This is a genomic window from Vibrio nitrifigilis (assembly GCF_015686695.1).
Lineage (GTDB): Bacteria > Pseudomonadota > Gammaproteobacteria > Enterobacterales > Vibrionaceae > Vibrio > Vibrio nitrifigilis.
Genome location: NZ_JADPMR010000001.1, coordinates 2,294,872 through 2,319,260, shown reverse-complemented (window position 1 = coordinate 2,319,260; position 24,389 = coordinate 2,294,872). Strand labels below are relative to the sequence as shown.

Genomic DNA, 24,389 nt, shown 5'->3' with positions numbered 1-24,389 from the left:
TACGAGGTTATTATGCGCACGTTTCACGATATTATTGCGAGCAAAGATTGGCAGAACCCAGCCATTGTTAAGTTGGGAACTTTGCCTCCTCATTCGCCCTTGCATCACTATTCAAGTCAAGATGCCGCTATTTCGGGTCAAAGCTCGCGCCAATATTTGAATGGTCAATGGGCATTTCATTTATTTTCTAAACCTGAATTGGTTCAGGCTGAAGTAGTTGCACCTCAAACAGATATTAGCCATTGGGATAAAATTGCTGTTCCAGGTAACTGGCAATTACAAGGCTTTGATAAGCCGATTTATACCAACGTAAAATATCCGTTTCCAGATAATGCACCTTACGTTCCAGGCGAGAACCCAACCGGGGTTTATGTCACTGATTTTACGTTAGATGAGTGGCAGCAAGATTCGCTACGTTTGGTGTTCGAAGGCGTGAACTCGGCGTTTCATCTGTGGTGTAACGGTCACTGGGTCGGGTATTCACAAGACAGCCGGTTACCTGCCGAGTTTGACATTTCGCCACATGCAGTTGCGGGCACAAACCGACTTACCGTGATGGTGCTGCGCTGGTCAGATGGTTCATACCTTGAAGACCAAGATATGTGGTGGCTAAGCGGCATTTTCCGCGATGTATTTATCTATCGTAAACCTGTGGTTGGTATTGCGGATGTATTTATTCGTCCTGAGCTAGATGCCTGCTATTTACATGGTTCTTTATCGGTCACCACTAAGTTGACCCAAGCGAGCTCTGATCATCAAGTGTTTGTCGCCTTATATGATCAACAAGGGCAACCTGTGCCGGTGCAAGGTGAGACGTGTTTGCATACCAATACCTTTGAAGTGGATGAAAAAGGTGGCTGGAGCGACAGAACCGAACATGAGTTAAAAGTCGTTTGTCCTTATCACTGGACAGCGGAAACGCCCAACTTGTATCGCTGCGTGATTACCTTACTTGATGCGCAGGGCAAAGTGGTGGAATGCGAAGCTTACCAAATCGGTTTCCGTCATATCGAAATTGATGATGGGTTACTCAAAGTGAATGGTCAGCCACTGCTTATTCGCGGGGTAAACCGTCATGAGCATCATCCAACCACTGGGCACGCGGTGGATGAAGAGACCATGATTCAAGATATTGTGCTGATGAAACAGCACAACTTTAATGCGGTGCGCACTGCGCATTATCCGAATCATCCACGTTGGTATGAACTGTGTGACGAATATGGCTTGTATGTGGTCGATGAGGCCAATATTGAAACCCATGGCCAATTCCCTATGTGCCGTCTGTCGGAAGATACTCAGTGGACCAACGCCTATATGCAGCGTATGCAAGGCATGGTTGAGCGCGATAAAAACCATCCATCCATCATTATTTGGTCATTGGGTAATGAGTCAGGCATTGGTTTTAACCATCACGCCATGTATCAGTGGACTAAGCAGCGCGACCCTTCAAGGCCAATTCAGTACGAGGGGGGCGGTGCTAACACTGCCGCGACAGATATTATTTGCCCGATGTACGCGCGTGTCGACCAATATCAAGGTGGCGCAAATCCGAAATTTGCGATCAAAGATTGGATCGGTCATCCCGGTGAACATCGACCGCTGATTTTGTGTGAGTACGCCCATGCGATGGGCAATAGTTTGGGCAGCTTCAATGACTATTGGCAAGCTTTTCGCGAATATCCCCGTTTACAAGGTGGCTTTATCTGGGATTGGGTTGATCAGGGATTAACCAAAACCGATGACAACGGTGTGAGTTACTGGGCGTATGGCGGTGATTTCGGCGATGACATTAACGATCGTCAATTCTGCATCAATGGTTTGATTTGGCCAGATAGGACTCCACATCCTACCTTACTTGAAGCAAAATATGCTCAGCAGTTTTATCGTATAGCTGCGGACAACAATCAGATCACTATCACCAGTGAGCATCTGTTTAGTGAAGAGTCGCTGTTGTGCCGCTGGTCTGTGCTAGAAGATGGGGTTGAGATTGAACAAGGTGAAGTAGCGTTAAGTGTTGCTCCGAATTCGACTCATCAAATTCGCCTCACGTTAGATCAGAACACATGGAATGACATCCATCGTTATGATTTAAATGTCGATGTGATGTTGGCTCAATCAACACCATGGGCGCCAGTAGGGCACTCGGTCGCTCAGGCTCAATTTGCGCTTAAAGAAGCGTATCTAACTCCAGCGCTTCCTTGTATTGATGGCGAGCTAGAGATTGAAGAAAACGAACAAGTCGTAGTGATTCGTGCCGCGCACAATAGCTGGCAATTTGATCGCCAAAGTGGTTATTTGGACGATTGGCTGGTTAATGGTGTGCCACAACTTATTGAGCCGTTAAAAGATCATTTTTATCGTGCGCCGCTGGATAACGATATTGGTACCAGTGAAGTGGATCGCCCCGATCCAAATAGTTGGATGGCGCGTTGGAAAGCCGCAGGATTAGATCGCCTCGAATCTCATTGTACTGGCTTCAATATAGAATCGATGGCGCATCAAGTGTTGATCAAGGTTGAATTTGCTCATAATGCGTTAGGTAACACCGTATTGGTTTCGCAATGGCAATATCGTATTGATGCTCAAGGGGTTATGACCATTGATGTACAGGTGCAAAAACGTGCTCCATTGCCTTCATTAGCTAGGATCGGCATGTGTGGTGCCATTCCACTGAATCATCAGGTGAATTGGTTTGGCTTGGGGCCACATGAGAACTATCCAGATCGTCAATTAGCGGCGCGCATGGGACGTTACCAACGCACCATCGATGAGATGCATACACCGTATATTTTCCCGAGTGCCAATGGGTTACGCTGCAATACCCAAGAGCTATCCATTGGTGCACTGATTGTGAAAGGACAATTCCACTTCTCTGTTGGGCGTTACAGTACCGAGAATTTGGAGCAAGCGAAACATACCAATGAACTAAGAGCGGATCCTTTGTTGTATCTCAATATCGACGGTTTCCATATGGGAATTGGTGGTGATGATTCTTGGACGCCAAGCGTCCATCCAGAATATCTGCTGCAAGAAAAACAGTATCATTATCAAGTGACGTTTGTGTGTGATACGAAAGCGGTGCAAGAGACGGTACAACAATAGGAATGAACCATGAGTAATGAAATATACACACTGTCGGGCGAGCAATCGCAATTGATTTTATCGGTCGGCGAGGTGGCAGAAATTCTCTATTACGGGAAAAAACTGCACCATGGTTTTAGCAGCCATAATGCGAGCTCGGCATTGCGCCGAGCCATTCCTTATGGGCGTTTAGATGTGGATGTGCCGGTATCGCTTAATCCACAACTCGCACGTGGCAGTTTTGGCTCACCAGGATTAGAAGGCCACTGTAATGGCCTTAATTGGTCACCCGAATTTAAGATCGTATGTGTGGAGCAAAAGGATCATCAGATAATCGTGGAGAGCTGTGATGAGCGAGCCAAACTAAAGCTCACCATTACGCTTAAGCTGGATCAATATGATGTTTTACAGGTAAGCCAAACGCTGAATAACTATGGTGACAAAGGTTACAGTGTTACTCGTTTTGCCAATACGGTTCCTCTGCCTGAGCGCGCCAATGAAGTGCTATCGTATTTTGGTCGTTGGGTAAAAGAGTTTCAACAGACCCGCACTGTAATTAGCGCCGCTGGTTTTATTCAAGAAAATCGTCGCGGGCGTACCTCTCACGAACATTACCCAGCGTTGATGCTTGGCAAACAAGGATTTTCGGAGCAAGAAGGGGAAGTGTGGGGTGCACATTTGGCTTGGAGCGGTAATCATCGGATGCGTGTCGATGTGAAAGCCGATGGACGCCGGTTACTGCAAGCGGAAGCCTTGTATTTACCGGGAGAGATTTACTTACAGCCACAACAATCCATCACGACGCCAACCCTGTATATGAGTTACAGCAATACGGGTTTAAATGGTATGAGCGATCATTTTCATCAACATGTACGCCATGAAATTCTAGGAAATCGTGTTGCAAAACCGCGTCCAGTTCATCTTAATACTTGGGAAGGTATATATTTTCAGCATAACCCCGATTACATCATGCAGATGGCAACTGAAGCCGCCGCTATAGGTGTGGAACGATTTATTGTTGATGATGGCTGGTTTAAAGGCCGCAACGACGATACCTCCTCATTGGGAGATTGGTTTATTGATGCAGACAAATACCCAAATGGCATTGCTGGATTAATCGATCATGTCCATCAACTCGGTATGGAATTTGGTTTGTGGTTTGAACCTGAAATGATCAATAAACATTCTGATTTGTATCGACAGCACCCCGATTGGCTATTGGCCGTGGCAGATTATGATCAGCCGACCGGACGTCATCAATACGCATTAGATTTACAAAACCCTAAAGTGTCGGCGTATCTGTTTGAGCGTCTAGACCACTTTTTGAGTCAGTATGATATTGATTACGTTAAGTGGGATATGAATAGAGAAATCGTCCAGCCCGGCCACAATGATATGGCAGCGGGGGATGGTCAGGTACATGCCTATTACGAGTTGGTTGATAAACTGGTAGAAAAACATCCCGATGTTGATATTGAATCTTGTGCTGCTGGTGGTGGGCGCATCGATTATGAAGTGCTAAAAAGAACCCACCGTTTCTGGGCATCTGACAATAATGATGCATTAGAGCGACAACAGATTCAAAAAGGCATGAGCTATTTCTTCCCACCCGAGGTGATGGGCGCTCATATTGGTGCGGAGCATAGCCATACTACGCGAAGAACGCACACCTTATCGCTGCGGGGGATTACGGCGTTATTTGGCCATATGGGGTTAGAACTTGATCCTGTGAAAACCAGTGATGAAGACAAGCGTGCTTACCGGCATTATGTCTCGCTTCATAAACAGTGGCGTCCGTTGTTGCACACAGGAAGAACATATCGCCTAACCCTAGATGATGAATGTGCTCAACAAGGTGTCGCCGTGGTGGCGCCTGATCAATCTAACGCCTTGGTATCGATTACTCAACTGGCCATGTCGACCTATTCCCTTTCTGGGGTATTGCGTATTCCGGGACTCAATGCGGAGAAACTGTATCGTATTGAGGTATTGGATAAACCTGCCTTATTAGATGATATCGTGAATTGCCAACCAGAGTGGATGTATCAACCAGTAGAAGTCACTGGTGAGTGGCTAGCGCAAGTGGGTATCGCTATGCCATTGATGGATCCAGAAAGCGCGGTGTTGCTGGCAATATCGTTGATTGGGTAAGGGCTTTAACATGGACACACTGACTTAAAATTAAGAGTGTGTCCTGATTTTCAACGTAGAATAGCTCTCTCTTCAAATTAGCGTCTTGCCTATCTCGCTGAAACAGTAGCTTGAGGTTATTTGGCATAATCGCTCCAACATCTGATTTATTCTCAACTTACAATTGTTTAGAGCCATTTTTTACGGTAAAAATACCAAAACTTTTGATTGGATATCTTTATGGCTGAGTTATGGAGTTATTTCGCTAGTGGATTGTCTGGCGAATTATTAGCCTTTTTATTAATGGTAGCGATTGTTGCCGGGACGATTGATACCTTAGCGGGTGGCGGGGGACTATTAAGTATTCCTGCATTAATGGCAAGTGGTGTACCGCCACTGATGGCGTTGGGAACGAATAAGTTTCAGGGCAGTTTTGGTACGGCAATGGCATCATTAATGATGTTTCGCTCTAGACGGGTGCTTTGGAAAGATGTGCGTGGTGGCATTCTTGGATCGTTAATCGGCGCCGCTGTTGGCACATTTTTGGTCCAACATATTCACACGGTTTGGTTGAGCTGGATTGTGCCTGCAGTATTGGTTTTTATTGCCTTGTTCTTTTTATTTTCAAAACCACCGGTTCAGACTGCTGAGTCGCGCTGTTCAAAGAAAATTTATCAGCGCTGTATCGTTCCCGTTATCGGCTGGTATGACGGCTTTTTTGGTCCTGGTACGGGGTCGTTTTTTGCTCTTTCAGGTGTTTCTTTACGTGGTTTATCTATGGTTGATGCCACCGCCGTTGCGAAAGTATTCAACTGCTCTTCCAATGTCGCTTCACTGGCTGTTTTTTTGTTTGCAGGACACATTCTTTGGCCAGCCGCGATTGTGATGTTTTTGGGCCAACTCATTGGGGCGTGGATCGGCGCTCGAACCTTATTTAAGATTAATCCAAACTACCTCAGGTATCTTGTGGTGATCATGAGTATCGCAATGTTGGTTCGATATGTTTGGACGCAGCATTTGGTATAAGCTCGCTGTCTCTGGTTATCTCAATGGAATAAAAAGGGGCGACCGATATGATATCGGTCGCCCCTTTTTATTATGTCTGATTATGCAGAATATTCAGCACGCAAAATCTCAGCACCAGCGCTCAATGCCGCTAGTTTAGCTCGAGCAACGTCACGTGATAGTGGCGCCATACCGCAGTTAGTGCAAGGGTAAAGCTTATCTGCATCAACATATTTCAATGCTTCACGCAGGGTCGCTGCTACTTCTTCTGGTGTTTCAATGTCATTGGTTGCTACGTCGATAGCACCCACCATCACTTTCTTACCACGAACCAATTCAAGTAGTTCCATCGGTACTTTAGAGTTGTGACACTCTAGTGAGATGATATCGATGTTTGATTCGCGTAGTTTCGGAAACGCTTCTTCGTATTGACGCCATTCACCACCTAATGTTTTCTTCCAGTCAGTGTTGGCTTTAATGCCATAACCGTAACAGATGTGAATCGCTGTTTCACATTTCAAACCTTCGATAGCGGTTTCTAGTGCGGCAATACCCCATTCGTTCACTTCATCAAAGAATACATTGAAAGCGGGTTCATCAAATTGAATGATGTCGACGCCGGCAGCTTCAAGCTCTTTTGCTTCTTGATTCAGAATCTTGGCAAACTCTAGCGCAAGATCTTTACGGCTGTTGTAATGGCCATCATAAAGGGTATCAACCATGGTCATTGGCCCAGGTAATGCCCATTTAATCGGTTTGTCTGTTTGCGAGCGCAAGAATTTCGCATCATCGACGAACACCGGTTTTTGACGAGAAACAGGACCAACTACGCTTGGTACGCTCGCATCATAACGGTCACGAATTTTAACCGTTTGACGATTTTCAAAATCGACACCATTTAAGTGTTCAATAAAGGTGGTAACAAAGTGCTGGCGAGTTTGCTCGCCGTCGCTCACGATGTCTGTACCTGCAACCAATTGTTCTTGTAAAGCCACACGCAGTGCATCGTGTTTGCCATCAATCAGTTCTTGTCCTTCCAATTTCCATGGAGACCAAAGCACTTCTGGTTGAGCAAGCCAAGTTGGTTTTGGCAAGCTGCCTGCTGTCGAAGTTGGGAATAATTTTGTCATGATAGTTTCCGTTAAATTGTCTCGTTAAGGATTTAAGCGTATTGAGCAGACCATTGCTCAAGAACGGATTGATAAGGCTTAATGAAGATTTCTTCTGCAAATTTGCCTTGTTTGATTGCTAATTGAGTACGCTCCTCACGGTCGTAAATGATGTTGGTGACGCTGTGTTCACCGTTTTTCAAATTAGGCTGGTAACGTTCGCCAGCAGTTTCATTTGCGAAGTAGATTTCTGGACGGTAGATTTTTTGGAACGTTTCCATCGTGCTGATGGTACTGATCAATTCCAAATTGGTGTAATCGTTCAGTAGGTCGCCGAAGAAAAAGAACGCAAATGGCGCGACGCTGTTTTTCGGCATAAAGTAACGAACTTGTAAGCCCATTTTTTGGAAATATTGTTCGGTTAACGAAGACTCGTTTGGCTCGTATTCAAAACCAAGAATAGGGTGCTCGTTTTCAGTGCGGTGATACACTTTGCTGTCTGATACGCTGAGGCAAATAACAGGAGCTTTAGTAAAGTTATTCTTATAAGCATCTGAATTAACGAAAGACTTAAAGATGTTACCATGCAGAATGCCAAAATCGTCAGGAACAGAGAAAGACGGTTTGTCTTTGTTGTGATCCAGTAAGCGAACGCTGAAATCGTAGTCACGTACGTACGATGAGAAGTTGTTACCTACGATACCTTCAATGCGTTGATTCGTTTTGTGATCAACGATATAGGTTTTTAATACTTCAATGGATGGGATAGGCTCGTTTGAGTCATCAACATGAATTTCCGCAGAAATAATTTCAAGTTCAACAGAGTAACGATCGCCAGCAGTATTATCCCAAGTTGCCAAGTCATTAAAACGCTCGTTGATCATGTCCAGTGCATTACGTAGGTTCTGACGACGGTATTCGCCGCGAGCTAAGTTAGCAAAGTTTGTTGTGATACGAGTGTTATCCGCTGGATGATAGTTTTCATCAAGACGAGTGCTTTTGATAGTAAATGTAAAATCGTTATTCATAGTGATTTGGTATCCAATTATTCTGAGATAAAACCTGAGTTAATCCGAGCTATTTCATCTCAGTCTTAATGACATGACCGAACTGAGAGTGAACGTTTATATTGCTGATGGTTATGTTCTGAGTATTTTTATAACCATTTCAAAGTCTGAATAACAATGTTTTTACGTAATACGCAACATGAAAAATATTCATGGTTATAAGAGTAATGCGAATATAAATACTTTTGGATTGTTTTTTATCAATGACTTACGTGGTTTTTATAAAATTTAATATTATTAATTGGCTCATTTTTTGCCGTTAAATCGACCATGAGTGTTACAAGGATGTAGCTTGACGCAAGGTGGTTTTTGAAGAGAAGTGCTGCGAAGTGGGGGATGTTGATGAAAAAATCAGGCAACATTAATCGCTGCCTGATGATACTAACGGTTTACTTCACATTCATTTTCGCACCATCGGTGAGAACGTAAGTGCGTTTAACATTGTCCATAGAAATATTATCTAGGTTAACTGTGGTGCCTTCTTTGTTGAAACTGTTCACTACGGAGTAGTTACCATTTTTCAGTGACATATTGCTAAGATCGATATTCCATTTGCCTTGTTGGTGGTTGTTACTGATCAAAAAGTTACCAAAATCATCAGCAGTAAAGTTATCGATTTTGATATTCGCGTTATCGTTCATTTGGAAGATTTTATCGTGTGCATGTTGGGCACTACTATTGGTGATTTCCACATTATGTGTCTTACCATTTTCACTTGGCTTAATCGTTAATGCATCTTCACCGACATTGGTCCAGTGAACATTATCAATTTTGGCATCGCCATACACGTGTACGCCATCTGCGCCATTATCGCCAATGACTACATTTTTTAAACTGGCACCATCTTCTAGCTGGAAGATAGGTTTTTGACTTTCTGATTGGCCGCCGTCACCTAATGCTGAACCGGCGGTAAATGTTTGTCCTTTGCCATCGAAGGTCTCGCCAGCTTTTACCACAATTGTATCGTTAACCACATTCGGGTTAGACGAGGCTTTAGGCGGCACGACACTCGATCCTGTCGTTTGGCTGGTGGTCGCTTCTCGCACGCGAGCGCCGGATTCGGCATCGATAATAGGTTTACTTGTATCACTAGGGACACTGGTCATTGCTTGATTTGCCGACGCATTGCTAGATTGTGCTGCTTGGGTGTCTGTCGTCTCAAGGGATGTTTGGGGAGATGATGATGTCTGAGTAGTGGATGGCGTCTGTGTGCCTGCGGGTGATGAAGGTGTGCCAAAGGCATCTGGATTTTGATCCATTACATTTGAGACGCTGCTTAGTAGAGGGGATTGCTCTGAGTTGATTTGAGCGCCTCCATCGGATGTCGGATTTAACGAGCTTTGCATTGCACTACTACCCACATCTTGCAATAAGGTATCACTCTGCCCTCTGAGTGAGCCAGTTCCGGTGTTACTTGCCGAATTATTGAGCGAAGATATTCCTGACTGACTACCATTTTGCGTATTGCCATTACCCGTTAGAGCATGCAGCAGCTCAGTCATCATTTGGGTTAATTGATCTTGTGACGAGCCTGATTGAGCTGAATTTCCCAGTGCATTGCTTTGATTATTCGAATTTCCTGTCTGGTTACTTTGTCCACCTTGAAGCTGGGCTGCTGCCATGAGTAAGCCAACAAACATGGCTGCAACATCTTTTAAACCGGAGTTATTACTTTCCGTTCCAAGGGATGATTGGTTTTGGTTGGACGAACCGAGACCAAGGGAATCTGATGAGGTATTAATTTGTAAACTGGCTACCAGCATGGGAATGTTCCTTTCCTAACGATAATAAAAGGAAAGAAGAGAACCTTCATTTCCTATAATCCACATCAATATTTATGTCTGATGTGATTACTAGGTAGAAAATTAGCGTGGTTAGTTCCTGTTGCATGGCGGGACATACCCAAATGGACTCAAGATGCAGACTCAATAGCGCCATTATACCCAAATGACCTCAAGATGCAGGATTCAGAGCTTCATCAACGAGCCTAGGTCAAGCTCAATCACGGCAGGAATGGTCATTCCCTTTTAACGTGATTGGGCGTAGAAATAGGTTTGTTGATGAGCTCCCGAAGGGCGGGTTTTATTCGCTCCTAGGCTGTGTTACTGATTTTCTACGTAGAATGACTATGTCTTCAAATCAGTGCCTTACCTAAGAGCGAATACATTCTCGCTGAAACAGCATATTGAGGTTACTTGGGTATAGTAAGAACAGGTCAGCTCTTTAATGACAAGAATGAACATTCCTTTTCAATATGAGTAGATAAAACAGCCGCGAAAAATCGCGGCTGTTTTATCTATAAAAGTCGGTGAGATCGTTACAGCTTATCGACGACATTGAGCACAGCGGCAAGCGTGTCTTCACCAAAGCTGAAACTGCGTTCTGGAGACCAGCCATACAACTCATCAGGGGCGTTGTTATTATCTTTGAATGGCATTTCGATGGTGTAGGATAGCACTTTGAATTGTTCTGCTACCCACTTAGAACCAATCAGTAAGTTAGCCGTACCTGGTGCATTTTTTTCATAACCATGTTCGTCTTGGAACTCTGGGGTAATGGTTAATAACGCTTGTTTAAACAGCGCTTCAAGTTCGGCAATATGCTCATTGTAACTCGGCACTCCTTCGCTACCCGCGACGAAGTTATAAGGTAGCGCTTCATCGCCATGAATATCCAAAAACATATCAAGCCCAGTTGCTAGCATACGTTCACGAACGTAAAAGACTTCGGGACTGCGCTCAACAGAAGGCGTTTGCCATTCTCGATTAAGGTTCACACCAATAGCGTTACAGCGTAGGTGACCACGAATACTGCCGTCAGGGTTCATGTTAGGTACTAAATACAGCACTGCTTTATCAAGCAATGAGCGGGCGACGGTATCGGATTCATCCAGAAGACGCTCGATTAACCCTTCCATAAACCATTCAGCCATGGTTTCGCCAGGGTGCTGACGTGCTGTAATCCAAATACGCTTTTTGCCTTCTTCGGGGGTACCGACTGTCAAAAGTGAAATGTCATTACCATCAATGGTTTGGCCTAACGTTTCTAATTGGCAAAGGTGGCTAGTTTGGGCTCGATGCAGTAAGTCTAAGTGGCGTGAGTAGCTGTAAGGCGCAAAGTAGGAAAAATAAATAGAGCCAAACTCAGGAATGAAGTTGAACGTGAGTGTATCACCATCAAATTCAGCAGGAATACGAAACCACTCTTCGCGGTCGTAAGATGCCACCACATCATAACCAGCCCAGCCTTCTGGATAAGCTGAATTAGCGAGATCACAAAGCTTAATCTGATGTTGCGTTTGAGCCTCGGTCTCTAGTCTGAAATGGAACCATTGAGCAAATTCCGATTGGTTGTCTTTAGGGATACTAAGTTGAATGTCCATTGGGTTCGTGGCTTGTATCACATGGATATTACCACTTTCAAAATTGCTGAATATTTTCATCCTGAATCACGCTGAGTAAATAATTTGTGTCACGTTAGCAAGAATGTCGTGTGATGGAAAGTGGCACTCTACGCTATTTTACTCTTCCATGCTGCGCAACGGATTTTCTCCGTAGAATGACTCCATATTCATATTCCAGATCAGTAACTTGCTGTAGAGGGTATGGATTCTCACCGAGGCATCATCTTCGGGTGACTTAGGTATATAACGAAATGGTATTAGAGGTGAACAACATGCTGTTATCTAGATTGTTAATAATTGTGATACCTAGTGTGAGTTGAACGACATAAGTGTCACTAACTGATTAAAAAATAGGATAATTAAGGGATGTTGGACTATTTTTTATCAGTAAGTATTCATCACACAATATGATATTTTAGTCGTTGCTAGATTAACGCTTACTAATTGTTAAATATTGTGTTTTACTAATTCTTAATAAAAACCAAGAGATGATATGACGATTTGCTATTAGCCCTTGCCACTGAGCATGGTTACAATGGCGGTTATCTCATCATGTAACGTTAGTAGGGTCGACAGCGCATTTCGGTTAGTTCACTTTTAGACAGGTTACCGCTCGGTATGATTTCGAATATACGCAGGATGCGATTTATTCCCCGCTTAATTGTCACTAGCAAGCAATAACACCGAGCCCACTGCGAAAGGATTTCAAGGGGAGAGTGTGTTTAAAGAACGTATCTATTGGAAATTTAGCGCTTATTTTTTGCTGTTTGGAACATGCGTACTTTCCATTGCTTTGTTCCTTCTTAATCAGCATGCGCAATCCTATATTCGCCATTCTGTCGAAGAGAGTACCCAGTTCCAGCACCGACGTATTGATAGTGCTTTAAATTATATGGTGGAAGCGGCGGTACAACCTGTTGTTGGAATCGCGGACAGTATGGAGATGAATCGTTATTTACAAGCTTATGATGAAGAAGATCATGCAACGTTAAATCGTTGGATGCAAAGTATTCTTGCTGCTTCTGTGAGTCACTATCGTATCGAGCTATATGATGAAAGTGGTGCGGTTCGCATCTCTTACTTTACCAATTCATATCAACACATTAGACAAGATCAGTCTTCACATGGTATACAGCGTTTTGTTCCCAGTGAGCTGACATTCACCCCTTCTCATCCGGTCTATTTTACTCAGATTATAGGCGCGCAAAATTATCTCTTTCCTGATGGTCCCAAGATTCAAGTCATGGAGATGATTACGCCTGTTTATAAAAATGGTCATGGAAAAATAATCGGTTATGTCGGTATGTTTATAAATATGACGCCGATACTAAATGTGATGACTTCTAATAATAATCTCGATCTGTATGTGGTTGATAAAGATGGCATGATTATCGCGACATCAGAGCAAACAAAACATGGCATACCAACGCTGCAGCAACGATTTGATCTAACGGACATTCATTCCCCCGATCAGTTAGGCTCTCATGAACTCACTCGTTATCAAGTGAATTACTTTAATAACCATCAAGGGATTGCTGTCTATAGTCGCGCTGCAGACAGCTATATAACGACGCGTACGAAAGAGTTGCATCATTATCTGTTTAATATCGTACTTGTCGTGCTTGGTTTTTCGATCATTTTTGGTTTTTTAGTGGCTATAGGCCCTTCTCGTACCGTATCTCGCTTGAAAAGAGTCTCTAAGCAGCGCAACCAATATATGAAAATAATGGACAAATATGTACCGGTATTGCAGACCGATCCCTATGGTCATGTCACCCATTGTAATAGCGCATTTAGCATTTTAAGTGGTTATTCGGAAGAGGAATTAAGAGGTCAACCTGCTTCGATATTGAGCTTTAATCGAGGCGATGGTCAATCTAAGGACATGTGGGATGCACTTCGGCGGCATTTACCATGGCAGGGCGAGTTTCACAATGTTAGTAAAACCGGACGAGAGTTTTGGCTTTTTAGTACCGTTATTCCAATTCATAAGCGCGGTAAAATAGATCACTATATTTGTGTGTCTACTGATAAAACCGAAAAGAAAAAACTCGAACTTTTGGCAGAAATGGATTCGTTAACTGAGTTGTATAATCGCGCTAAACTCGACAAATGTCTGATACAAGAGCAAGAACGTGCTAAGCGCTACGGAACATATTTCTCCGTTATTTTATTGGATGTGGATTTCTTTAAACGAGTCAATGATACCTATGGGCACTTAACGGGCGATAAGGTTTTGCACCAATTAGCGATTATGCTGAATAAGAATACGCGAGTGATTGATGAAGTTGGCCGCTGGGGTGGGGAAGAATTTATGATTGTTTGCCCTGAAACGAGTTTAGATGAAGCGGTGTCGGTGGCAGAAAAAGTGCGGATTGCTGTTGAGCGTTATGTATTTCCTGAAGTAGGGTATATTACAGTGAGCTTGGGGATCGCGCTTTATGATGTTGATAAAACCCTAGAGCAAACGATCGATGAAGCTGATAAGTATCTCTATGAGGCGAAAAAACTGGGACGCAATCGCGTCGCCAGTCGTGAATCAAAAGTCACTTCTATTTCAGTGCGTCGCTACCGAACGTGAATTCTAGCCTGACGAGCAGATTGCGGCACTGGATAGGCTTCATCTAACAGAGTGATCTCAGAAGCTGAGAGTTGGATGTTGGCGGCATCAAGGTTTTCTTTAACTCGATCTTGGTGGCTCGACTTTGGAATGGCGATGACACTAGGACGTTGCAGTAACCATGCAAGAGCGATCTGCGCTGGTGTTGCTTGATGTGCTTGTGCGATCTGATTGAGCAAGCGATCTTTCAGCAGTCCGCCTTGGTCTAATGGACAATAGGCCATCATGGAGATGTTGCGTTGATCAAGAAACGGCTTGAGTGCGAAATCGGCTTCGCGACGAGCTAGGTTATAAAGCACTTGGTCAGTTGCGCACAATCCTTTGATATCGTATTGGTCAAATTCTTCCATATCATCGACATCAAGATTACTCACGCCGTACTCGAGTATTTTGCCATCTTTTTGTAACTGATAGAGCGCTTCGAGTGTTTCATCGAAGGGAACCGATCCTCGCCAATGTAAAAGATAGAGATCAATATGATCCGTTTGTAGGCGTTGTAAGCTACGTTCACAGGCTTGAATGACCTGTCTGTAGCCTGCGTTATGTGGGTAAAATTTACTGACGAGGTAAACATGATCGCGCAACCCCTGCATGGCATCACCGGTAATTCGTTCGGCTTCACCTTCGCCATACATTTCTGCGGTATCAATTAAGCGTGCGCCGTACTCGATACCAAATCGCAGTGCATCGACTTCTTGTTGTCTGCTAGAACGTCCTTCTCCCATATACCAAGTGCCTAAACCTAGGTTAGGTATAGTGTTACCGCTAGGTAATGTAATATCTGCCATGAATTTTCCTCCAACCGTCATTTGATCATTTATTGTAAAGATGAGTTGCAGTGAATCCTATGGGCAGATGCACAATATTGTATTGAAAAATTGACGTATCAATGTGTTGTACAACAAAGCGTCAATGAGGAATGGAAAAAGAAAAGGTGCTATTGCTAGCACCTTTAAAGAAACGAAATAACAAGTCAGTCGAGTATGGTTAACCGAAATGGCCACCCACGTAATCTGCAGTCATCTGCTCTGCAGGCGCGTTAAAGATGGTTTCAGTACGATCAAACTCAATCAGTTTACCCAAGTGCATAAAGGCAGTGTAATCGGAAATACGCTTAGCCTGCTGCATATTGTGGGTTACGATCACAATCGTAAAGTCGCGACGTAATTTAGTGATCAGTTCTTCAATCCCTTGTGTTGCGATTGGGTCGAGTGCTGATGTTGGTTCGTCCATCAATAAAACTTCAGGTTTTAATGCAATGGCACGGGCAATACACAAACGCTGTTGCTGGCCACCGGAAAGACCAGATGCATCGGTATGCAGCTTATCTTTTACTTCTTTCCATAAACGGCCTTGCTCTAGTGCTTGTTGTACGCGTTCATCCATCTCTTTTTTCGATAGGCTTTCTTTTAAGCGAATACCAAATGCGATGTTTTCGTAGATAGACATCGGGAATGGTGTCGGCTTTTGGAAAATCATACCGACTTCACCACGCAATTGGTTTAGGTCGTAGTTATTGTCCAAGATGTTGGTCTCATCAAGGATGATTTTGCCTTTTGCTGACTGCTTTGGATAAAGCTTATAAATACGGTTCAGTGTACGTAGTAGCGTTGATTTACCACAGCCTGATGGACCGATGATCGCAGTCACGCGGTTCTTATAAATAGGCATGTTGATGTTGTACAACGCTTGCACACTTTCGTTGTAAAAGAAGTTTAGACCTTCAACGCTCATGCGTTTTTCGGAAAGCGCTTGTGAGTTTGTGTCAACATTCATCGGGTTGATTGTCTCTGATTCAGCAAACGTGGTCATCATATTTTCCGCCTATTCATAATTGCTGGGATGGAACGTGAAAGAATATTAAGTGCCAGAATACTGGTCGTGATGATTAATGCGCCTGTCCAGGCGAGGTTATTCCACGTTTCATATGGGCTCATAGCTAAGTTGTATATTGTCACAGGAAGGTTAGCCATTGGGCCTGCCATATCCAAAGACATAAATGAGTTACTTAGAGAGGTGAACAGCAATGGTGCTGTTTCCCCTGAGATACGCGCAAACGATAGCAAGATACCAGTAATAATACCTGCGCCGACACTGCGGTAGCTCAGTGCTGTTGTTACTTTCCACACCGGTGCACCAATACCTGCGCCTGCTTCACGTAGGCTAGGGGGTACCAATTTCAGCATTTCTTCTGTTGTTGAAATGATCATTGGTAGGGCAATAATGGCCAGTGAAATCGCACCAGCCCAACCTGAGAAGTGGTGGAATGGAGCAACAAAAATTAAGTAAACAAACAGACCAATCAAGATCGATGGTGAAGACATCAACATACCGTTCATAAAACGAATGGTATCAGCGATAGCAGAGTCTTTGCCAAACTCTGCAAGCCAAGTGCCTGCCATTACACCAATCGGAATGGCAATGAGAATACCCAGCACACTGATCATCAATGAACCAACGATAGCATTCGCTAACCCGCCGTCACTGTCGCCTGGTGCAGGTAGTGATTTAGTAAAGACATCGAGAGATAGTGCTGCAGTGCCTTTACTAATTAGGCTATACATGATGGCCGCTAGAATAAATAGACCAATGGTCGTTGCTGCGAAACAAGCAGCTTTAAACAGCCAGTTTTTAAACTTTCTTAGTTTCATGATTACGCCGCCTTATTTTTTCTAAACTGCAAACGTGCATAACCCATCACCAAGAAGGTGACGACGAACAGAACCAAGCCAAGCGCCATCAAAGATGACATCTTAATGCCGTCTGCTTCGTTAAATTGGTTTGCTATGGTTGCAGAGATAGAGGTCGCTGGCATAAATAACGATGAACTGATGTCTTGCGAGTTACCAATAACAAAAGTAACCGCCATGGTTTCACCTAATGCGCGTCCTAGAGCCAAGATGAAAGCGCCGAAAATAGAGCTTTTGATCGAAGGCAAAAGAATTTTACTGATGACTTCAAACGTGTTGGCACCAATACCGTATGACGATTCGCGTAATACGTTAGGTATCGTTGAAAGAGCATCTTTAATTAAAGACGTTAGGATTGGCAAAATCATAAACGCAAGAATGATACCTGCGGTTAATAAGCCTTGGCCTAACGGCGCACCGCTGAATAACGTACCTACAACAGGAATGGTGCTTAAATGTTCAAGCATCCACAATTGCGGGCCTTCAGCGAACCAAGGTGCAAACACGAACAATCCCCACATACCGTAAATAATACTTGGCACGGCTGAGAGCAGTTCAATTGCAAGGCCTACTGGGTAAGACACCCACTTAGGCAATAATTCAGAAAGTGTAATGGCAATTGCGATACCGATAGGGGTAGCGATAATTACCGCGATGATCGAAGAAACAAGAGTACCATAAAGTGCGTTACCCGCACCGAAAACAAAATTAATAGGATCCCAGGACGTACTGAAAACAAAAGAAAGACCGAATTCTCGTATTGCTGGCATTGCGCCACCCACTAGGGTAGCAAAAATCGCCGCCATCATTACGGTAATCAGCAAGGCACTAGAAAAGCTACCTTGTTTAAAACAACGATCATAAATAGCGTGAGAAGCAATCACAGATTCATACCGTTTTTATTAGATGGAATAAGACCCCTAGCTTCTGCCAGAGGTCACTTTTAATAAACTCTGACACTTAGTAAACAGCGTTGCCGTTTGCTTTGATGTCTTTAGACCACATGTCGTTTACCATTGAAACAACCGATTTTGGCATTGGTACATAACCTAGGCCTGTAGCTAGATCACCATGCTCGTAACCCCATTCAAAGAAATCCAATACTTCTTTCGCAGTTTTTGCGTTAGTTTGGTCTTTGTACATTAGGATGAAGGTTGCTGCAGTCATCGGCCATGATTCCGCTCCAGGTTGATTATTTAGGTCAACCGCGAAGCCAGGAGCTGCTTTCCAATCTGCGTTAGCTGCAGCTGCTTGGAAAGATTTCAAAGAAGGCTCAACGAAGTGACCAGCTTTGTTTTTCATTGCTGTGTAGATCAGTTTGTTCTGTTCTGCATATGCGTATTCAACATAGCCGATAGCACCTGGAGTACGTTTAACTAGGTTAGCAACGCCAGCGTTACCTTTACCACCTAAGTTCATCGCCGCTTTTGGCCATACCACTTCTTTGCCTTGACCTACTTTTTCTTTCCAGTCATTACTTGCTTTAGTAAGGTAACCTGTGTAGTTGAAAGAAGTACCAGATGCGTCAGAACGGTGAACAGTAACAATAGGTTGGTGAGGAAGTTTTAGAGATGCGTTATCTACTTTCACTTCTTTTGCATCCCAGTATTTTACTTTGCCCATATAGATGTCGGCTAAAAGTTCACCTGAGATTTTAAGTTCGCCTGCTTTAATTCCTTTTACGTTAACAACAGGGACAATTGAGCCCATCACTGCAGGGAACTGAACTAGACCAAGCTTGTCTAGTTGTTGTTTGCTGAGAGGGGCATCAGATGCACCGAAATCAACAGTTTTTGCTGAAATTTGTTTAATACCGCCGCCTGAACCAATTGCTTGATAGTTCAGTTTCATGCCAGTTTCTGACTGATATTGTTTAGCCCACTTCATATACACAGGATATGGGAAAGTTGCACCTGCACCGTTGATAGTATCTGCAGCGAATGCGCCCGCAGAAAGCATGGATAATGAAGCAGCTAATACAGCGAATTTTTTCATTTTTGAATCCCTAAAAGATTGACTTGTTGTTTCGAGAAGGGATGTTATGGCCATATTTTTAGAAGATAAAGTTTCATTTTTAAAAATAACTTTCCGTTATTGAGGGGCTAATTTTGCGGTTTTGAAATATTAATGAAATATTTGTAGGGTATTTAAAAGGCGTGATTGATAGGTTTGTGTCTAATCTATCTCTGATTTTAATAGCTGAAAGCTATTCTGTGTCATCGTTCTGTAACATAGATGACATTTAAAGTTCTTATTCTTTTTGGGTAAAAAATCACCACTCGTAAGGGGTATATAGAGAGTGATTATTTATACGTCGTTTGTCATTCTCAAATAGAATATCGACGCTATTTTTTCATCCCAGCATTTATCGTCATTTTGGTATTTATGCCATGAGTCCGACAGCAAACTGTATATAGATTCCGACAGCAAACTGTATATAGATAACGTGGAAAACATGCTCTATTGATAACAATAAGACAATATGCATATCAGAATGGTTTCGGGTGCAGTCATAGGTCAATATAGATGACACTATTATTAGAGGAATATCCCGTAACAGAAGTTCCCTGTTACGGGATATGGGGAGAGTATCGCGTTAGCGGATATCGTAAGTAATCACGATGCGAAAATCGCGCTGTGACCATGTGACTTCAGAAGGTGCCTTAGGAAAAGGATTGGCATGAGCCAACATTTTTACCGCAGCTTTATTAAACGCTTTAATCCGAGATGGGTTCGTAATCTCAGCTTTAATGACTTTGCCTTCTTTATTTAATATAAAGTGTAACGTTACCGCTCCTCGAGTTCGCCCCGAATTAAGAAGCTTAGGTGTACGCTTGTGAGAAAGGAGATGCTGACGAACCAAATAATCATATTGTTGTTCAGCATTCGCAACAGCCGCACTGTTTGCCGTTCCCGTTTCTTTGCGTGTATCGGCAGACTTCTTCGAACCGTTAGTTCCCTTTAAGCCACTTTGTGTTTCTTTCGTTGCACGCTGGGCAATAGCCCTTTGGCTTGTTTGTACCTTTACTACTTTGTGTTCGGGCTTTTTTTTGGGAACTTTCTTAACGACTTTCTCTTGCTCTTTTGGCGGCTGCTGGGTTTTTTTCACCACAGCGTGCTTCACTATTTTGGGTGGTTCGATCTTCTTTTCTGGTTGTGGTTTTACCCGTTCTTTTATCGGCTTAATGGGCTTTTCTTTAGGGCTCACTTGCTTGGCACTTTGTTGCGCAGTGTGAGCGACAGTATGGTTTGCACCCGCCAACGCTGCTTGTAAACCCAATGAAATGGTCAAACGTTGTTCGGATTTTTTAGTCAAACTCGTATGTGTCGTCACTTGCCACAACACACCCATAGCGATGATCAAGTGGACTGCAATAGAAAGCCCCCAACTTATATGAAATCTTTGTTGAGTTAAGCTGGCCATGTTACTTCGCGGCCTCTTTTAAGGCGATATGAGTGACATCCAGTGGCACTGACTGCATTAAAGTAAATAGGGTGACCATACGTTGCATTGGCACATCGTTATCACTGTTTACGATCACTTTTGTATCAGGGTGAGCCGCCTTCAATTCGGTTAGCTTTGCTTTTAGTTGTTCGGAGTTCAGCGGGGCATCATCTAAAAACCAGACGCTTTTCTCCTTTAAAACGGAAATCGTGACCGTATGTGGATTGACGTTGATACTTTGGGCATGTTGCTCGGTACTTGGAAGCTTGACATCCATCCCTACTAAGGGAGCGTTGATCATTAACATCATAAAAGCGATCAGCGTAAAGATAACATCAATCATAGCCGTGAGCGGCTCAGAGGCTTGTTGCTCCTCTTCCAGAGCAGGGTTCTTAATCATGGCTTACCTCGTGAATTTCTTGAGATAAGGTAAATTGATTGAGTAGGTCGGTAACATCACTCAAATGATAACGAATACGTGATTGAAATAGGGCATGACACATGACGCAAATCACCGCGATGACCATTCCCGCCGCCGTCGTAGATAACGCTTGCCATAAACCATCAGCAACAATAGCGGGTTCGACCGGGCCATGACTTAAACCAATATCATGGAATGAGCGCATAAGACCGACAATTGTGCCTAATAGTCCGAGCATTGGTGCGAGAGTGGCCACGGTTGTTAAACCGGATAAACGTCGGCGTAACTGTTTGGTATAACGACCTAACCATAAGCTGAGCGCTTCTTCACGTAGGTGTTTATCAAGCTTGCTGGTGGCATTTAATTCACCAATAGCGTGTTGATAAGATTTTGAAAAGTCGCTCACTGTTGTTTTAGCTTGTTCAATCTGCCCTTGTTTGAGAAGGTCTGATACCTCTTGATGCTTAGTCTCGCCCAGTGCTCTGTGGCCTAGAACAGCAAATCCGCGGTCAAAAATCAATGACAGTGCGATCAATGAACATAGAATCAGCGGGATTGCGGTCGCTAAAGTCCAAGTGTCATTCAACATGTAAAGATACCCCTATGTGTATTTAATGCCATATTTGGCTAGTGATGCGCCTTTCTTAGTGGCGCTTATTGAGTGTTATGCCTTGTCTAAAGGAAGACTTATCGTTATTTGATGAGTTGGTTGTGGAAAAATCTCCTGCACCCATTGAACTAAGCGAGCGGCCGTGATGTGTTGTTTAAGAGTACTCATCGACTGCAAATATTGTGGTGATTGGTAACGTTCAAAACTCAATGCTAAGCGGTTTAACCATGTATTCGGGCTAGACAAACGCATGCGCTCCGCGTAATCGATATCAGAACGAAGTTGAGGCAAATTGTATTGCGTAATGCTACTTGCTAGGTTGTGATAGACGCGACGGCTTGCGGCGATCAGTTCTTCTACGCGATTAGGATCGCATGAGAATCTCATATTAGTATGCACAAGATTGTCACGTGACAGGGTAAGCTCAAAATCAACCTTGTAAATGCCTCCCAACTTGTGGCGAAGTTCGTTTTTTAAAGCCTGTTGAATAATGGGATTAAGGCTCGAAAGACTAAAACTCTTTTCCGGGGTCCATGGCATTGGGGTTTGGCCCTTTATTTCCACCACGGCTTTATTGGTGTGAAATACGTGCTCAATTTGCTTTGAATTCACCGGTTTTATCGTGTCACGTAATGGTGTAATAGCTGTTTTTGTGTCACGTTTTAGTGCTGAGAGATAAGGCAAGATATTCTCTTGGATTTGCTGCTCATTCAAATCGCCAACAATGTAGATGGTGTTGGGTTGCGCCTGCATATCAGCAATATCATTACGTAGCTCAGCAGCTGTGGTCTGCTGAATACTGTCTTTATCTTGCTCGGCTAAAGAGGTTTGTTGTAGCAAATCATGCTGTGTTTGTAGCCACTCAGCATCTGTTAAAGCTATTGTATGATGCATCGCCGCATAGAGACGAAAAGCCTGATCCAAATGTGCAGGCATTACCCGTAAGCTCAGATCTAAGGCGTTTTCTTGCTGTTTCCATTGCCATGTTGTTTTTTCTAACTCAGCCCATTGCTTAATTGCTTTTTGGGAAGCAAATGTCGCATCACTCTGTTGCCAAATTTGTGCAGCGGTTTGAGCGCGCCATGATGGTTTATGGGTATTTGCATATCCAGAATTGGACAGCACTTTGATATAAAGTGCGTTATCACTGTTTTTACGATTCAGCCAAACGACTTCATCACCGTTTTTTAACGACCAGCGGGTTACGTTAGCGGAGCTCCAAACTTGCTTGCTTGCAATATGTGTCGACGCTTTTAAATTAGGCCACTTGATTGATGGTAATTTAGGCGCTTGGGGCGAAGTTGTCGCTTTTATTGATTCTGTCGCTGATGGCAAAGGAGAATATTTAGCCTGAGCGTAGTCATTAAGCGTTTTTTTCACCTCTTCTTTTGTTGGCAGCGTTAAAGTAACCGATTGAGGCGCTTGGTAGATCAAAAATTGATCTTGGCTAGAAAGTAAGGTGTGTAGTCGTTGATTTAAGGAATCAACGGTCATCGCATGGAGTAACCGGCGTAGGTGCGGTTCACTGTCAGAATAACTTTCTAATACTCCTTCTTGCATAATGGTCGAGGTGATTTTGTCTTCCCAATCCGTATAGCGGCGCTGTTTAATCAATGCTTCATTGTTTACCAGCGTTTGTAGCGCTTGTGCGCGAACGGTCGCAAGATCTTCTTTGTTAAAGCCTACTTGAGATAAACGTTGCCACTCTTTAAGCGCAATGTTTAGTGCTTTCGCATGGTGTTTACTACGAATACGCAATGCAACGATGATTCGCTCTGGTGTCGCTTCTTTAATCGTCATAAAGATGGATTTGATGGCTGGATCATCTTTATATGCTTGCTTGACCCGATTCATATGCAGGCGGATCAATTTACGCAACACGTAGTTTTGTAGACGCTGCTCAATACCTAAATCAGTACTTTTACTCGCCAGTGTTAAACGATTACCAAACGTAACGTAAGAAGATGAACCTTGTGGATCTTGTACTTTGCCCATGTAAAGTTCTTTAAATAGAGGCAGTTCAAGATAATCACGTTGAGGTGCTACGTGGTAATGCCCAGAAAACGATTGTTTAATCCACTCTGTTGCTTTGTTGGGATCAACATAACCGCTGATAATTAAGGTCATATTGTCAGGCACGTAATATTTATCGTGAAAAGCACGAATATCAGCAGCCGTTATTTTTTTAATGGTGTTACGAAACCCAATCGTTGGTCCATTCGCGTAATGCGAGTTGTGGCGAATAATCGCTTTCTTTTGATCATTAATTCTTTTGGCTACGCTTTCATCCATGCGTAATTCTTCTAAGATCACCTTACGTTCAATATGCCAATCACGAGATAAGATTGCTGAATGCAGGGATAGATTCGCTAACATCTGAATCGACTGATGAAGGTTAATTGCATCATCAGGGCGAGTACGAATCATAAATTGAGTTTCTGCTGCGCGTGTAAGAGCATTGACTTGCTTACCCGTTTTCCAACCAATTTTATCTAGATATTGATGGACAGTGGTGCCATAGACCGTATTAGTACGAAATGACATGTGCTCAAGAATATGAGCAATCCCTGGAATAGAATCATCGATTGATCCTGCATGAACAATTAAACGCAGATTAAAGGGTTCAGCTTTATTTTTACTTGGGTAGATAACATATTTTAACCCGTTATCTAAATTACCAACTACTAATTTAGAATCCCATTTTGGGTTGGCAAGTACATTAGTAGATATAAATATTAATAGCAAAAAAATATAGGTGCGCATCGAATAGACCAGAATTGTATAAATATTATTTCAAAGTGTAACAAT

The 24,389-nt window shown here is 43.3% G+C and carries 17 protein-coding genes; 4 read left to right on the top strand and 13 right to left on the bottom strand.

The annotated features are described in order from the left end of the window. Positions 1-12: 12 nt before the first annotated feature. The 3 genes from I1A42_RS10240 (at position 13) to I1A42_RS10230 (ending at position 6,237) form a co-directional block, all read left to right on the top strand. Positions 13-3,102 carry a beta-galactosidase gene (locus I1A42_RS10240; protein ID WP_196123419.1) on the top strand — a complete coding sequence of 1,030 codons (3,090 nt, stop codon included), beginning with the start codon at positions 13-15 and terminating at the stop codon, positions 3,100-3,102. A gap of 9 nt (positions 3,103-3,111) precedes the next feature. Beyond that, on the top strand, positions 3,112-5,232 hold the full coding sequence (locus tag I1A42_RS10235; protein ID WP_196123418.1) for an alpha-galactosidase: 2,121 nt from the start codon (positions 3,112-3,114) through the stop codon (positions 5,230-5,232). A 219-nt stretch (positions 5,233-5,451) separates the two neighbouring features. Next, entirely contained in the window at positions 5,452-6,237 is a 786-nt protein-coding gene (locus I1A42_RS10230; RefSeq protein ID WP_196123417.1) for a TSUP family transporter, read from the top strand. An 80-nt stretch (positions 6,238-6,317) separates the two neighbouring features. Here the strand turns inward: I1A42_RS10230 and I1A42_RS10225 are convergent, their stop codons facing one another. The 4 genes from I1A42_RS10225 to I1A42_RS10210 form a co-directional block, all read right to left on the bottom strand. Beyond that, a complete protein-coding gene (locus I1A42_RS10225) occupies positions 6,318-7,346 on the bottom strand; it encodes a methionine synthase (RefSeq protein ID WP_161157365.1) in 1,029 nt (342 codons plus the stop codon). A gap of 32 nt (positions 7,347-7,378) precedes the next feature. After that, positions 7,379-8,353, bottom strand: coding sequence for a DUF1852 domain-containing protein (locus I1A42_RS10220; RefSeq protein ID WP_161157364.1), 975 nt, complete (start codon positions 8,351-8,353; stop codon positions 7,379-7,381). Positions 8,354-8,781: 428 nt separating this feature from the next. Continuing rightward, entirely contained in the window at positions 8,782-10,155 is a 1,374-nt protein-coding gene (locus tag I1A42_RS10215) for a pectate lyase (RefSeq protein ID WP_196123416.1), read from the bottom strand. Positions 10,156-10,709: 554 nt separating this feature from the next. Next, entirely contained in the window at positions 10,710-11,834 is a 1,125-nt protein-coding gene (locus tag I1A42_RS10210; protein WP_196123415.1) for a M14 family metallopeptidase, read from the bottom strand. 679 nt (positions 11,835-12,513) lie between these two features. Here I1A42_RS10210 and I1A42_RS25200 point away from each other — a divergent pair. Continuing rightward, on the top strand, positions 12,514-14,376 hold the full coding sequence (locus I1A42_RS25200) for a sensor domain-containing diguanylate cyclase (protein WP_196123414.1): 1,863 nt from the start codon (positions 12,514-12,516) through the stop codon (positions 14,374-14,376). Here the strand turns inward: I1A42_RS25200 and I1A42_RS10200 are convergent. From I1A42_RS10200 to I1A42_RS10160, 9 genes are all read right to left on the bottom strand, one after another. After that, positions 14,364-15,203 (bottom strand): aldo/keto reductase, encoded by an 840-nt coding sequence (locus I1A42_RS10200; RefSeq protein ID WP_196123413.1) that lies wholly within the window; start codon positions 15,201-15,203, stop codon positions 14,364-14,366. The two genes, I1A42_RS25200 and I1A42_RS10200, sit on opposite strands and share 13 nt — an antisense overlap. 199 nt (positions 15,204-15,402) lie before the next feature. Continuing rightward, positions 15,403-16,191 (bottom strand): phosphate ABC transporter ATP-binding protein PstB, encoded by a 789-nt coding sequence (gene pstB, locus I1A42_RS10195; protein ID WP_202436503.1) that lies wholly within the window; start codon positions 16,189-16,191, stop codon positions 15,403-15,405. A gap of 35 nt (positions 16,192-16,226) precedes the next feature. Then, positions 16,227-17,066, bottom strand: coding sequence for a phosphate ABC transporter permease PstA (gene pstA, locus I1A42_RS10190; protein ID WP_196123412.1), 840 nt, complete (start codon positions 17,064-17,066; stop codon positions 16,227-16,229). Positions 17,067-17,068: 2 nt separating this feature from the next. Then, positions 17,069-17,989: a phosphate ABC transporter permease subunit PstC gene (pstC, locus tag I1A42_RS10185; protein ID WP_161157358.1), complete on the bottom strand. Its 921-nt coding sequence runs from the start codon at positions 17,987-17,989 to the stop codon at positions 17,069-17,071. 76 nt (positions 17,990-18,065) lie between these two features. Continuing rightward, positions 18,066-19,100, bottom strand: a complete 1,035-nt coding sequence (pstS, locus tag I1A42_RS10180) for a phosphate ABC transporter substrate-binding protein PstS (protein WP_196123411.1) — start codon at positions 19,098-19,100, stop codon at positions 18,066-18,068. A 601-nt stretch (positions 19,101-19,701) separates the two neighbouring features. Beyond that, complete coding sequence (locus I1A42_RS10175; RefSeq protein ID WP_196123410.1) at positions 19,702-20,529, bottom strand: energy transducer TonB family protein; 828 nt, start codon at positions 20,527-20,529, stop codon at positions 19,702-19,704. A gap of 1 nt (position 20,530) precedes the next feature. Further along, a complete protein-coding gene (locus I1A42_RS10170; protein ID WP_161157354.1) occupies positions 20,531-20,950 on the bottom strand; it encodes an ExbD/TolR family protein in 420 nt (139 codons plus the stop codon). Next, complete coding sequence (locus I1A42_RS10165) at positions 20,943-21,560, bottom strand: MotA/TolQ/ExbB proton channel family protein (RefSeq protein WP_196123409.1); 618 nt, start codon at positions 21,558-21,560, stop codon at positions 20,943-20,945. Before I1A42_RS10165 ends, I1A42_RS10170 begins: the two co-directional genes overlap by 8 nt. Positions 21,561-21,635: 75 nt before the next feature. Then, entirely contained in the window at positions 21,636-24,344 is a 2,709-nt protein-coding gene (locus I1A42_RS10160) for a M16 family metallopeptidase (protein WP_196123408.1), read from the bottom strand. Positions 24,345-24,389 lie beyond the last annotated feature (45 nt).